Here is a 12078-nt window from a genome sequence, read left to right as displayed (position 1 = left end):
CTTATGGCTTATCCAAGCAACCCGACACAAACGTTCAAACCTGAGAACGTTATTGTTCGTACTCATCAGCGAGCACAAAACACACTTCTAAGCTTTATCACTCTCTCGTTAATTTTTGCTGCGCTGATATTTTCCGGAAACACTAAAGCCTCTGCGGTCGATGACTTAAATAAACTCGGCCAAGGTGAGATGAGTTACCTGTTTTGGACTCTCTACTCCGCGGAATTCTACGCGACTCCAACCAACTCTGAACGAGCCTTAAAGCTTGAATATTACCGCTCTATCGACAGCAAAGACCTCGTAGACGCTACCGAAGATCAGTGGAACAAGCTTGGCTACTCTGACAGCAACATTCAACGTTGGTTGAAACCCTTGTATGCGATGTGGCCTAACGTGGAAGAAGGAAGCACACTCACGATTCGTGTCGCTAAAGATAACGTGAGTCGTTTTTATTTCGATGAACAACCGATCGGCACCATCCAAGACAAACAATTCGGCGAAGCCTTTCTAGCGATTTGGTTATCTGAAAATACTTCTGAACCCGTTCTTCGTAAACAACTTCTAGGTTTGAAAAAATGAATCCAAAAACAACAATAATGAAATTCGCTCTGGCATTTTTTTCACTCACTTGGCTAGTGGGCTGTGGTTCTGCAAGTTTAGAAGACCATGCCGACACTACGCCAGAGCTCAAGCTTGAAACCTTTTTTAATGGCGAGCTAATGGCCTACGGCATGGTGCTCGACCGTTCTGGTAACCTACTGCGACGCTTCGATGTCAAACTGATCGCGACTTGGGACGGTGGCAACGGAGAAATAAAAGAGTGGTTCTCTTTTGCTGATGGCGAGCGCTCAACTCGCGTTTGGAATCTACTCAAAACGGGCGAAAACACCTATTCAGGCACCGCCAACGATGTAGTAGGTACCGCTTACGGCGAGACACAAGGTTCGGCATTGTATTGGAAATATGATCTCGAAATTGAAGTAGACGGCAGCACTTATGAAGTTGTGCTCGATGATTGGATGTTCTTGATGGACGACAAGCGCTTGTTCAACAAGACTGAGATGTCCAAGTTTGGCTTTAAAGTGGGAGAGGTCATCTTATACATCGAGAAGATTTGATTTAACTGCCGTTTCTGCTTTTTGGTTTCAAATCGATGACTACATCTCATCTACAGTACGTAACAAAACAGCCCACAACGAAAATTGTGGGCTGTTTTGTTTAATCCCTCGAATAGCATACCTGCATGCTCAAGCCACTGTGCTAAGATGCGCCACCAGCATACAAATGGGCTAGACTCATACTCAGCAGTCCCCATTTGTTTCGCTAAGCGTAGATTCCCTACCATGAATAATTGAAAAGGCTTTAAAGCATGAGCAAGTTGACCTCAGCGGAGCGTAAAGCTCGCGACAATGAACGTTTCTCACAACGCGTAAACGACCGCAGAGAAAAAGGTGAAGACGTAGTTGCTTACGCACTGACCAACAAAAAAGCTGTAAAATTCCTGACTAAGTCAGAGAAAAAACGTTTCAACGAAACGAGAGCGACTCTGCAAGAAGAGAAGCGAGTGAAAGAACAAGAAGAGCTTAACCGAATCGAAGACGCGTTCACGATCAAACAGTTCGACGACGAATAATCACTTATGATTACTCAAAAGCGCTGGCTCTATGTTTAGTCAATCAAAGCAAGCGTGAACTTAAATTATTATGCCAAGGTGAGCGTGAAAGTGTGCGACAATGCTCGGCGTAAATTCATATTCAAGGTTTATTATGAAACTTCTAGTTCGTAACCTATCGCGCTCTACATCTGAGCAAGACATCCGTGTGCTATTTTCTGAGTTTGGCTCAGTAAAAGAGTGCAGCCTAGTTTTAGACCAAGAAACTGGCGAATCTAAAGGCTTTGCTTTTGTTGAAATGCCAGAGCAAGAAGAAGCTAAAGCAGCACTAAACAAGCTGAACTTGTCAAAGCTTGGCAAAAACACGATTCGTGTAAAAGTAGCGAACTCTTAATCGAGCACCGCTTCATAAGCCACGTGGCTTAGCTTAATGCAGCACAGATGATAAAGCCCGTAACGATATTCCGCTGAAAAACGCAATATCGTTACGGGCTTTTTGCTGCTCGCGATTCTCGTTTCACACGTTTCGAATACGCCTACAGACCTTCATGTTCATCAATAGCACGCCTTGCTTCTGCCATTGAACATCCAGATTCCATCACCAGCTGAGCCACCGTCATTGAGGGTGTTGCGGCCAACAGCGAGGCCAAACACACCACAGGTTTAGGCAGCACTTTGTCGATCGCGGTTGCTATCCAACCGTCTTTTTCATGGGTGAGTAGGGTTTTAAATTCAATGAGTTGATGTTCTTGAGCGACCAACAGCCAATTTCGCGAACGGCGAACTCGTTTCAACTGACATCCACATTCCGCAGCATTCGCCATCAATTGGATTTTATCACTCACACGGTGTACAAAACTATTCAGTGGAACGCTAAACATAACTCTCTACCAACCAATCTCTACCAATCATTCAAGTGTTCTCGAATACCACTCAACACTTCAATCACAACTCAATAAAATCATGCTTAGGATTACACAGACACAAAAAAACCGCCAGTCATGCACTAAGCAGCCTCGCGGTTTTTTGTTCTTTTAGAGTTTACTGCTCAGTATCGGCAACTAAGCATTTTTCAGATAAGTAGGGGGAATCAGCAGCAGCTTTTTGTAGCGTCACTATCACAACAAGTTGAAGTAGTCTGATTTCCTCGCTCAAAGCCATCAATCGCGTCTGCTAACGCAATAAATGATTGCTCTATATTATCGCGCGACGTCGCGATGTTCATTCGCATAAAGTTAGGACTTTCGGCACCAAACCAACCTCCTGGGGTTAAGCCCATTTTAGCCTGTTCAAACACCACATTTTTTAGTTCTTCTTCCGAAAAATCCAAGCCTGAGAAATCAAACCACACTTGGTAAGTGCCTTGCGGTTGGAAAACTTTTAACTGAGGAATGCGCTGCTCAGCAAACTCAGTGATCCATTTAACTGTGTCTTGCAGATACACCAACATGCCATCTAACCACTCACCACCTTTCTCAAAAGCGGCCACGGTTGCAAATGTGCTGAACGCATTACCGTGGTCAAGATACATCGCGACCACATTGGTTTTGAACGCTTCAAATAGTCCATCATTGTTGGTGTACACATAGCCGTTTGAGATGCTGTGCATACCGAAGGTTTTTGCCGGAGATCCAATCAAGGCAATGATCTTATCGTAGTCAAAACTGGTTAAGCTCGTAAAAGCGTGCCCTTCAAAAATAATGTCTGAGTGGATTTCATCGCTGATGATCAACACATCATGACGTTTAGCAATCTCGATAACCTGTGTCACTTCTTGCTGCGTCCACACACGACCAGTTGGGTTATGTGGATTACAGAAAATCATCGTCTTCACTTTCTGCTCGATGATCTGTTGCTCCATACCATCGAAATCAATGCGATAACCTTGCTCGTCATTGATGAGTGGGCTCTTCACTACCTGACGATTCGCCTTGTTCACCAAGTTAGAAAACTGGTGATATGCTGGCGTATGGATAAGAACACCATCGCCTTCGTTGGTGAACTGGCGTAATAGCAACGCGATACCGGAAAGCACACCTGGCACCTGCACAAACTTGTCCGCAAATAGCTTTAAACCATGACGCTTTGAATACCATTGCGACAGCGCTTCAAACACCCCTTGTTCATTAAATTCGTAAGAGTACACACCGCGCTCAACCAGACGGTTAAGCTCTTGAGTGATCGGTTCCGCGACCTGAAAATCCATGTCGGCAACCCAGTAAGGGAATACATCTGTGGTGTTGTAAATGTTCTGTAGCATCTGCGTTTTGCTTTTGATAAACGCATTTTCACCGTAATTCGATGCACTGTTAAACGCTGTCATGGAGGTTTCCTCAAATAGTGTGTTTGGTCTTTTTACAATCAACTGGATTGCATGAATACCCTTAAGACGATGGCTAAACTCAAAAGACGAAGTTTTTAAAGAAATCTTGTGATTAATTTAAATTAATCTCACATCTCTACCACAATGTCTGTTTTTACCGAGTTCGCGATAAAGCAATTTTTGTGCGCCAAGTGATGTAGCTTTTCGAGCTGCTTAGCAGTGGGCTTTTTAGTGCCTAAAAACACGATCTCAGGTCGAAGAGTCACCTTAGTGACAGACGAGCGGCCAGATTCATTTTCTTCCAGCACACCAATCGCATCATCCACATAAGAGTCGATCACGTATTTCTGTTTCGCCGCAATACCCAAAAACGTCAGCATGTGACAGCTAGAAAGTGCCGCGATAAAGGCTTCTTCCGGGTCAACATTCACTTCCACCGAAAACGGCAGTGGCACAACGTGAGGAGAGGACGAAGCAGGCACAGTAACACCACCATCGAACTCCCATGTGTGGCCGCGGCTGTATTGATTGTCGCTAAAGGCTTCATCTGCCGCTTTTTGCCAGCGAATGAGCGCACCATATTCAGACATAGAACCGTTCCTTTTTAATGTTCATTACTTAACGATCAGCAGGGTGATTCACACCATCGTTGGTCACCACATCACCAATATCAAAAGGGTTCACTCCTTCCAAACAGCCGATGTTAAAACCGTATTCATTTGGGCTTGAGCGGCGTTGGTGATGGGTATAGATACCGCAGTTTGAGCAGAAATAATGCTTCGCGGTGTTGGTATTGAATTGATAAAGCTTAAGATGCTCCGCACCTTTGAGGATCTTGATGCCATCTAGCGCAACAGAGCCCACAATCGCTCCCCTGCGACGACAGATAGAGCAATCACAACGACGTGGCTTCTCTATTCCGTTAGGTAGGCTGAGTTCTAGTTCGACTGCACCACAGTGGCAGGTGGCTTTGTGAAAAGGTTGGATAACCGTGTTGCCGACTACTTTCATTTTTCTCTCCATTTACATCCTTGTAATCGAACTATCTTAACGAGAACTATTTACCTTGTCCGTAATGAAGCTTTGAATTTACCACTTTCAGAACAATCAACTTATCCATAAGATCTTCAATAATTCTCAGTTTTACTACGACATCGCCCTACATTAACAATCGTTAATCTACACACAACCCGCCCTTAATCCTTGTGCAAGTAAGCTTCCAGTATTAATCGAAATATAGAGAGAACGAAAAGTGAATATACTCGGATACTTACAAAAAATAGGTAAAGCACTGATGGTGCCGATCGCGGTACTGCCAGCTGGTGGTTTAATGCTTGGCTTAGGTTATGCGTTGGACCCAACCGGTTGGGGCGCAAACAGCGCGTTAGCAACCATACTTGTGTATGGCGGCAAAGGTATTATGGATAACCAAGCGTGGCTATTCGCCGTGGGCGTGGCTTATGGTTTAGCAAAAGATAACAACGGCGCCGCTGCACTTTCAGGCTTACTCGGCCTGCTCATCGTGGAGATGATTGTCGGCAATGTCGCGGTTATATCTCAAATCACCGGTGTACCTGTTGATCAAATGGGCACATCAGAGCTTATCGCATCGAAGGCCGCTGTGAGTGCATTCACTGGCATCATGATGGGTATTGTCGCCGCTACGTTGTACAACCGATTCCACACAATAAAGCTGCCAGCTGTTCTTGGATTCTTTGGGGGTAAGCGTTTCGTTCCGATAGTGACGTCAATCGCCGCTATTTGTATCAGCTTAATCATGGTTTACGTTTGGCCTGTTGTTTATGGCGCACTTGTCGACTTTGGTATCGCAATTTCTGAGATGGGTGCGACAGGCGCAGGCCTCTATGGTTTCTTTAACCGCTTACTGATTCCCGTTGGCCTGCACCACGCTCTAAACCAAGTATTTATTTTCGATTTAGTTGGCATCAACGATATTTCTAAGTTCTGGTCGGGCACTGGCGAACTCGGTGTGACGGGCATTTATCAAGGTGGCTTCTTCCCTGTTATGGGTTATGGCTTACCGGCTGCATGTTTGGCGATGTACCACTGTGCAAAACCCGAAAACAAAAAGAAAGTCGGCGGTATTCTAGGTGCATCAGCGCTTACTGCGATTCTAACGGGTGTAACAGAACCTATTGAATTCACCTTCATGTTTGTCGCACCAGTGCTTTACGTGATTCACGCATTCCTAGCCGCTATTTCACTGTATATTGCTGCGAGCATGCAATGGATCGCGGGCTTCACTTTCAGCGGCGGCTTGATTGACTTTGTCTTATCGTACAATCTGCCATTGGCGATGAAACCATACATGCTAGTGCTTCAAGGGTTCTGTTTTGCTGCGATTTATTACTCAATTTTCCGCTTTGCGATCATCAAGTTTGACTTGAAAACACCGGGCAGAGAAGACGTAGACGTTGCAGAAGTCGCAGAAGTGAGCTCAAACGAGAAAGCAGCCCAATACCTTAAAGTGCTAGGCGGTCATGCGAACCTAACCAATATCGATTCATGTATCACTCGACTACGCTTATCTGTCAATGATCTGACTGTCGTTGATGAAGCCGCATTAAAAGCGATTGGAGCGTTGGGTGTGGTTAAGATTGGTTCTAATAACCTTCAGGTCATTATAGGAACAGAAGCAGAAGAGGTTGCTCATGCAATGAGACAAATCCCTGAAAGCCAAGACCTAACGGGCGTAGTCGTTCCCGGCTAGTTCAAACACAAGCTTTCGCATCATTCTGAATAGAAAAAATGCGAAGCGCTATCAAGTTAATAAAAAGGCCAAAGCACAAGCTTTGGCCTTTGTCTTATTCACTATTTCAGCTAAGGGAAAATCAAAAACATATCTTTATTAAGAAGCTGCTCAGCGCTCAAAGTAAAGGCGCGCTCGCAACCCTGGACGACTCTCTTTTAGATGGCTTTCTCTTGGAAAGTTATCGCGCAGAATAAGGTGAGCGTTGTGACGCTTTACTACCGCATCGACCAAAGATAATCCAAGACCATTGCCAAACTCAGTACGACTCTTATCCGCTCGGAACATCGGTCGGCATACGTTCAACTTATCACTATCAGAGATACCTATACCGTTGTCCGCAACTGACACGCCGAACAGGTCGATCACGACTTCAATTTCACCCTTTTCAGGCGTGTACTTCACAGCATTCTCAACCAAGTTAAACACGGCACGAAAGAGCAGGCTTTTGTCCCCGAGAACTTCACAGTCTTGATCCTGTCTACAACTCAAGGTTTGTTGCTTCATTTCGGCAATAGGGCTGATAAATTCAATCGCATCTTGAACCACTTTTCCAAGGTCAACACGCTCGGTCTCTATCGGCATTTGGCCACTATTCAACTTGGTTATTTCAAGCATGCTGTTAAATAGTGACAGAATCAGTTCCAATTCGTCATGGCAAGCAGAGAACTGTTCTTGATGTTCTTCTGTTAGATCCGACGTAGACAACACCTCTTCAAGGCGCAACTTTAGGCGAGCCATCGGGGTACGCATGTCATGTGCCATTCCTACGGTCAACGACTTCAATGACTCTTCATTTTTCGCCATCTGCTCAATCATAAAATTGAGGTGAATCGCCAAAATATCGAACTCATCATCCTGCTTCGATACCGCAATCTTAACGTTTTTCTCACCACACAAGACTCGGTTCATCGCTTGGTTGACTCTTTCTAAGCGTTTTAAGATAAGTACCGTAAAAAACAGAGCGGCTATTAACATCACCGCAATAGGTAAAACGATTCCAGAAAATACGATAGGAATAAGCGTATTGCGATACTCTTCTACTGCTTTTTGATCAATGCCGATCACCAACCTGTGGGTGTCGCCAATGGGAATATCAGTCGTTTCTGATACTACGGATCTCACGGGATAAATGGGAAGTGAACCGGGGGGAGTTGAGTGCTCTACTAAGTGGTAATAAAAGTTGCTATCGGAGGTTTGTTTTGCCGCGAGTAGCTTCTCGACATCGGCCTTGCTCTGCTGAGCAACATAACTGAATTCTGAAGATTCATCCTGTAATTGTTTGACCAATTGTTCACGATGAAAAGCGTCTGAGTCTTTATAAACTTGCCTAATAACAATAACATTGATCACTGTTATCAAGACGAATAATGCGACTAGTGTTTTAAATACCGAGGAGCGAGTAAGCGTGTAATCATCGGCGAAGGACATACCCTGCCCCTCTGACAGTGTGAAGAAGATCAGAGCAACCCGCGTCTTCCAACTTACGTCTTAGATTAGCGACGTGAACATCAATCACATTAGTTTTCGGGTCAAAGTGGTAGCTCCAGATAGCTTCAAACAAACGCATCCTCGAAACTACTTGTTCGCTGTGTTCAACAAAGTATTGAATTAACTAAACTCTTTAGGCTGTAACAACAGTTCTCGATTTTTACACATCACTCGATGTGCACGTAAATCGATTTCTAAGCAATCATAAACTAAATTAGTCTCACTAACCGACTGACGTTTCGTTCGATTGATTATGATGTCGACGCGCGCAATCAGTTCTGCGAGAGCAAATGGCTTGATCAAATAGTCATCACTGCCCGCTTGTAAGCCGTTGACTCGATCTTCCACGCTATCCATCGCGCTCAAAATTAAAACAGGTAAGTGCTCTTCAGTGGCTTTGATAGCAGAAAGCACTTTCATACCATCCAGATAGGGCAACATTCGGTCTAAAACGACGAGCTGATATTCAGAACTTAAAGCCATCATCAGGCCTTTTTTACCATCTTCAGCTTGGTCGACAGCATAGCCATGTTCCTCTAGCCCTTTCGCGACAAATTCTCTGGTGGTGGTGTCATCTTCGATGATTAGTATTTTCACTGATAGCCCTCTTACTTCAACGTTAAATTTTACCGGAAATAAAAAATTTATCGTCAGAAAAAAGAAAGGCTCGCGTGACTAATGCGAGCCAGATGCGGTTTAGGGGGTAAACCACAATTCGGTAATGATGTTAGGTGTTTACCTCAAAGGAGGTTCAGTCTTAGTATACGCTTGTCGATATTGATGTTTCATTTTCGTTAGATTAACAATAATTAATCTTTGCCTGTTACTGCATTACTTAACCAGCAGATCGCCAAACCGTTCGAGCAGGAAATCTAAAAACAACCGGATACGCTTCGGCTGATATTTCTTGCTGATGTACACCACGTTCAAATCGGCACTCGACACCGACATCGCGGTGTTGAAGTTCTTCATGTAGCCATTAAGTAGAGTCACAAGACGTTGGTTATTGATGTCATCTTGCACATCAAGTACCGACTTCAACGCAATCCCTTCTCCTTTTAATGCCCAGTATCGAATCACTTCGCCATCGTCTGAAAATCGCTTCGGCACAACCGTCACCGACTTCTTCATATCGTGGTCTTGGAAATGCCATGTCTTGAGTTCTTCATTGCTACGCAGCATAGCCAAACAGTCATGTTCAACCAAATCTTGTGGTGTCAACGGCGTTCCATTCTTGGCGAGATATTCAGGCGAGGCACACAGCACACGTCGGCTTGGTGACAAACGTCTGGATATCAAACTGCTGTCGACCAACTCACCATAACGGACCACGATATCCATGCCAGATTCAGCAATGTTCGAAAGGTTATCGTTCAAATAGAGGTAAGGAATCACATCAGGATATTGCTGACAGAACTCAGAAAGAATAGGAAGAATGTACTGCTTTCCGATGTCTTTCGGCGCGGCGATTTTAAGCGGGCCTTTGACCTCTTTGACACCATTTTGAATCAGATTTTCGGCCTCACTGACGTTGTCTAAAATCTCCAAACACGCCTTGTGATACAGCTCTCCAGAGTCGGTCAAAGACACATGGCGCGTACTTCGATTCAACAACTTCACACCATATCGTTCTTCCAGTGCTTGAAGCCTTGCTGTCATGGTCGCGGGTGATAAACCCAGTTCACGTCCTGCAGCAGCCAAACCTTGATATTTAACGATACTGACGAACATCGCCATGTCTGAAAACTTATCCATGCTATTCGTGCTCTCGCCCTATTGTTCATTTAAATCGAATAATGAATTTATATTTTAGACAATTATCAAATTTAGTCGAACAAATATAATGACAACCATCAGCAGAGCACGCAGGAATTCAGACCATGAGCAACACACTAGCGAACCAAGAAAAGAGCACTTTTGTCATCATTGGTGGCACATCAGGTATCGGCAAAGCATTAGCAATGCAATTGAGAAACGAAGAAAACACAGTACACGTTGCCAGCCGACATACAGGCGTTGATATCAGCAATGAAAAATCGGTTTGTGAATACTTTGAATCGATTGGCGTGTTTGACCACTTAATCGTAACGGCTGGCTCGTCCGCTCCCGCAGGAAAAGTAACAGACGTAGCAACCGCAGACGCTAAGACAGCTTTTGACACTAAGTTTTGGGGCAGCTTAAACGTAGCCAAACATGCCGCACGCTACATGACGCCAAACGGCTCTATCACACTCACAACCGGCATGTTGTCTCGCAAAGTAGTGGCTGGCACTTACGTAAAAACCGCCATCAACGCCGCACTAGAAAGCGTAACCAAAATACTGGCGAAAGAGCTATCACCGATTCGCGTCAATGCCGTCAGCCCCGGCTTAACCATGACCGAAGCATACGAAAACATGGACGATTCTGCTCGTTCAACCATGTACGACAACGCCAAAAACAATCTACCAGCAGGCAAAGTCGGAGAGGCTAAAGATATCGCAATGGGCTATCTATTCGCGATTAACAACCCATACATAACGGGGTCAATCATCGACATCGATGGCGGTGCTCTACTCGGCTAACACTCCGCAAAGAAGCAAAGAAGCAAAGAACAATCGTTAGGGCGTGTATCTAAACGTCCTAACAAACAAGAATTAACACAGGTACTTCACTATGAAATCAGAAGCGATCCATAAAGAAAAGATCCCATTCCAAGTTTGGATACTAACACTCGCGGCGTTCGCTATTGGTACGGCTGAATTTGTTATCGCAGGCATCCTTCCACAAATCGCCACATCCCTTTCGATCACCGAAGGCCAAGCAGGCTACCTGATCAGTGCTTACGCGTTGGCTATCGTTATCGGCGGCCCTATCTTAACCATCTACCTCGCGCGCTTTAATAAGAAGATGGTGCTAATCGGTTTAATGGCTCTGTTCATCATCGGTAATATCTTGTCAGCCTTAGCTCCTAGCTACCCACTTCTACTTGCAAGCCGCGTTATCGCAGGCTTAGTGCAAGGTCCTTTCTATGGCATAGGTGCAGTTGTCGCGACCAATTTAGTGTCTGAGAAAATGGCAGGTCGTGCTGTTGGTCAGATGTTCGCTGGCTTAACGCTCGCTAACGTTCTTGGGGTTCCCGCAGGGACTTGGGTAAGCTTGCAATTCGGTTGGCACACCACTTTCTTTACCGTAGCAGCACTTGGCACCATCGCCATGATTTCAATCTTAACGTCAATAAAATCTTCAGGTCACAGCGAAGCGAAAGACATCAAAACGCAGCTTATGGCGTTCAAAAATCCAATGCTTCTCATCAGCTTAGCAATCACTGCTTTTGCTTGGTCTGGCTTCATGACGCTTTACGGCTACCTTGCGCCTATCGCCATGCACATCACGGGTTACGGTCAAGAGTCAGTCACTTGGATCTTAGTGATTGTGGGTGTCGGCTTAATCATCGGTAACACCTTGGGCGGACGCTCTTCTGACAAAGATTTAGGCAAAGCATCGATGTTTTGGGCTGTCGCGATGATAGTTTCATTGGTTGTGGTTGGCCTTGTTGTAGACAACAAAATCCTATTCGTTGCAGCTGCATTTGTCTTTGGCATTGCATCATTTGCGAACGTTCCTGCTATGCAGCTTCGAGTAATGAACCACGGTGGCGAAGGGCAAGAGCTAGCAGCAACCGCGAATATCTCAGCCTTTAACTTAGCCAATGCTTTCGGTGGTTTCCTAGGCGGCATGGTACTCGACAGCCAACTAGGCGCAAGAATGATTCCATTCGCAGCCGTTGTCGTTCCTATCATCGGCTTGTTCTTGATTGCTAAAGCTAACCGAAACGGAAAGCCACAAAGCAACTCAATATTCGCACCAACAGAAGCTAAGTAATTTAAGAACTCAGAAACT

13 protein-coding genes and 1 pseudogene are annotated in these 12078 nt (G+C 45.0%); 7 read left to right on the top strand and 7 right to left on the bottom strand.

Going from position 1 to position 12078, the window contains the following annotated elements:
• Nucleotides 1-3 precede the first annotated feature (3 nt).
• The 4 genes from ITG09_22330 (at nucleotide 4) to ITG09_22315 (ending at nucleotide 2006) form a co-directional block, all read left to right on the top strand.
• A complete protein-coding gene (locus ITG09_22330) occupies nucleotides 4-579 on the top strand; it encodes a chalcone isomerase family protein (protein ID UPR54117.1) in 576 nt (191 codons plus the stop codon).
• Entirely contained in the window at nucleotides 576-1118 is a 543-nt protein-coding gene (locus ITG09_22325) for a DUF3833 domain-containing protein (GenBank protein UPR54116.1), read from the top strand. Before ITG09_22330 ends, ITG09_22325 begins: the two co-directional genes overlap by 4 nt.
• Nucleotides 1119-1369: 251 nt before the next feature.
• Nucleotides 1370-1633: a DNA polymerase III subunit epsilon gene (locus ITG09_22320; protein ID UPR54115.1), complete on the top strand. Its 264-nt coding sequence runs from the start codon at nucleotides 1370-1372 to the stop codon at nucleotides 1631-1633.
• Nucleotides 1634-1766: 133 nt separating this feature from the next.
• Nucleotides 1767-2006, top strand: a complete 240-nt coding sequence (locus ITG09_22315; GenBank protein UPR54114.1) for an RNA-binding protein — start codon at nucleotides 1767-1769, stop codon at nucleotides 2004-2006.
• A 142-nt stretch (nucleotides 2007-2148) separates the two neighbouring features.
• On the opposite strand, the gene ITG09_22310 is transcribed toward ITG09_22315, so the two are convergent.
• The 4 genes from ITG09_22310 to ITG09_22295 all read right to left on the bottom strand — a co-directional run bounded on the left by ITG09_22310 (nucleotide 2149) and on the right by ITG09_22295 (nucleotide 4946).
• Complete coding sequence (locus tag ITG09_22310) at nucleotides 2149-2493, bottom strand: hypothetical protein (GenBank protein UPR54113.1); 345 nt, start codon at nucleotides 2491-2493, stop codon at nucleotides 2149-2151.
• A gap of 209 nt (nucleotides 2494-2702) precedes the next feature.
• Nucleotides 2703-3935 (bottom strand): PatB family C-S lyase, encoded by a 1233-nt coding sequence (locus ITG09_22305; GenBank protein ID UPR54112.1) that lies wholly within the window; start codon nucleotides 3933-3935, stop codon nucleotides 2703-2705.
• Between the two features lie 128 nt (nucleotides 3936-4063).
• Complete coding sequence (locus ITG09_22300; protein UPR54111.1) at nucleotides 4064-4525, bottom strand: OsmC family protein; 462 nt, start codon at nucleotides 4523-4525, stop codon at nucleotides 4064-4066.
• A gap of 28 nt (nucleotides 4526-4553) precedes the next feature.
• Entirely contained in the window at nucleotides 4554-4946 is a 393-nt protein-coding gene (locus tag ITG09_22295) for a GFA family protein (protein UPR54110.1), read from the bottom strand.
• A 241-nt stretch (nucleotides 4947-5187) separates the two neighbouring features.
• On the opposite strand from ITG09_22295, the gene ITG09_22290 reads away from it, so the two are divergent.
• Nucleotides 5188-6666, top strand: coding sequence for a PTS transporter subunit EIIC (locus ITG09_22290; GenBank protein UPR54109.1), 1479 nt, complete (start codon nucleotides 5188-5190; stop codon nucleotides 6664-6666).
• Nucleotides 6667-6816: 150 nt separating this feature from the next.
• Here the strand turns inward: ITG09_22290 and ITG09_22285 are convergent, their stop codons facing one another.
• The 3 genes and pseudogenes from ITG09_22285 to ITG09_22275 all read right to left on the bottom strand — a co-directional run bounded on the left by ITG09_22285 (nucleotide 6817) and on the right by ITG09_22275 (nucleotide 9951).
• A complete protein-coding gene (locus ITG09_22285; protein UPR54108.1) occupies nucleotides 6817-8136 on the bottom strand; it encodes a HAMP domain-containing histidine kinase in 1320 nt (439 codons plus the stop codon).
• Nucleotides 8120-8793: pseudogene (locus ITG09_22280) on the bottom strand (response regulator transcription factor). Before ITG09_22280 ends, ITG09_22285 begins: the two are co-directional and overlap by 17 nt.
• Nucleotides 8794-9027: 234 nt before the next feature.
• A complete protein-coding gene (locus ITG09_22275) occupies nucleotides 9028-9951 on the bottom strand; it encodes a LysR family transcriptional regulator (GenBank protein ID UPR54107.1) in 924 nt (307 codons plus the stop codon).
• Nucleotides 9952-10076: 125 nt separating this feature from the next.
• Between ITG09_22275 and ITG09_22270 the strand changes: the two genes are divergently transcribed.
• Together ITG09_22270 and ITG09_22265 are read left to right on the top strand one after the other, a co-directional pair.
• Nucleotides 10077-10760 carry an SDR family oxidoreductase gene (locus tag ITG09_22270; GenBank protein ID UPR54106.1) on the top strand — a complete coding sequence of 228 codons (684 nt, stop codon included), beginning with the start codon at nucleotides 10077-10079 and terminating at the stop codon, nucleotides 10758-10760.
• Between the two features lie 91 nt (nucleotides 10761-10851).
• Complete coding sequence (locus tag ITG09_22265) at nucleotides 10852-12060, top strand: MFS transporter (GenBank protein UPR54105.1); 1209 nt, start codon at nucleotides 10852-10854, stop codon at nucleotides 12058-12060.
• The last annotated feature ends 18 nt before the right edge of the window (nucleotides 12061-12078 follow it).

Source organism: Vibrio cyclitrophicus, assembly GCA_023206055.1.
In the GTDB taxonomy this organism is placed as follows: domain Bacteria; phylum Pseudomonadota; class Gammaproteobacteria; order Enterobacterales; family Vibrionaceae; genus Vibrio; species Vibrio cyclitrophicus_A.
This window is presented reverse-complemented; position numbering and strand designations above follow the sequence as displayed.

What these genes read in the sequence shown, in the direction of transcription:
- ITG09_22330 (UPR54117.1), top strand. Translation starts at nt 4, where the DNA reads ATGGCTTATCCAAGCAACCCGACACAAACGTTCAAACCTGAGAACGTT.
- ITG09_22325 (UPR54116.1), top strand. Translation starts at nt 576, where the DNA reads ATGAATCCAAAAACAACAATAATGAAATTCGCTCTGGCATTTTTTTCA.
- ITG09_22320 (UPR54115.1), top strand. Translation starts at nt 1,370, where the DNA reads ATGAGCAAGTTGACCTCAGCGGAGCGTAAAGCTCGCGACAATGAACGT.
- ITG09_22315 (UPR54114.1), top strand. Translation starts at nt 1,767, where the DNA reads ATGAAACTTCTAGTTCGTAACCTATCGCGCTCTACATCTGAGCAAGAC.
- ITG09_22310 (UPR54113.1), bottom strand. Translation starts at nt 2,493, where the DNA reads ATGTTTAGCGTTCCACTGAATAGTTTTGTACACCGTGTGAGTGATAAA.
- ITG09_22305 (UPR54112.1), bottom strand. Translation starts at nt 3,935, where the DNA reads ATGACAGCGTTTAACAGTGCATCGAATTACGGTGAAAATGCGTTTATC.
- ITG09_22300 (UPR54111.1), bottom strand. Translation starts at nt 4,525, where the DNA reads ATGTCTGAATATGGTGCGCTCATTCGCTGGCAAAAAGCGGCAGATGAA.
- ITG09_22295 (UPR54110.1), bottom strand. Translation starts at nt 4,946, where the DNA reads ATGAAAGTAGTCGGCAACACGGTTATCCAACCTTTTCACAAAGCCACC.
- ITG09_22285 (UPR54108.1), bottom strand. Translation starts at nt 8,136, where the DNA reads ATGTCCTTCGCCGATGATTACACGCTTACTCGCTCCTCGGTATTTAAA.
- ITG09_22275 (UPR54107.1), bottom strand. Translation starts at nt 9,951, where the DNA reads ATGGATAAGTTTTCAGACATGGCGATGTTCGTCAGTATCGTTAAATAT.
- ITG09_22270 (UPR54106.1), top strand. Translation starts at nt 10,077, where the DNA reads ATGAGCAACACACTAGCGAACCAAGAAAAGAGCACTTTTGTCATCATT.
- ITG09_22265 (UPR54105.1), top strand. Translation starts at nt 10,852, where the DNA reads ATGAAATCAGAAGCGATCCATAAAGAAAAGATCCCATTCCAAGTTTGG.